Source organism: Limnospira sp. PMC 1279.21 (genome assembly GCF_032349615.1).
Classification (GTDB): domain Bacteria; phylum Cyanobacteriota; class Cyanobacteriia; order Cyanobacteriales; family Microcoleaceae; genus Limnospira; species Limnospira fusiformis.
The window spans coordinates 1-227 of the sequence record NZ_JARPLU010000628.1; the positions used below are offsets into that span (position 1 = coordinate 1).

The window sequence follows — 227 nt, forward strand, 5'->3', positions numbered from 1 at the left end:
ACTTAATCGCTTGAGAACTATCCCGACAGCTCCTAAACCTTGCGCCAGGACTGGCTGAAAAGGCGAGATAGGCATCAAAGATAGCATTCTGCCGAATATGGCCGGGTGTTTCTTTGACCCATGCAGGCAAGTCGCTCTGCATCACTTCGTTGCGTAATTTCAGTTTGCTTAGTCGTTTACCACTCCTAGATAATGCAATTGCTTGGTTGTAGCAATACCGACAAGCA

The 227-nt window shown here is 47.1% G+C and carries 1 pseudogene; it reads right to left on the bottom strand.

Annotated elements, in window-relative coordinates:
• Window positions 1-227 (bottom strand): annotated as a pseudogene (locus P5683_RS26285) (transposase); the annotation flags it as partial.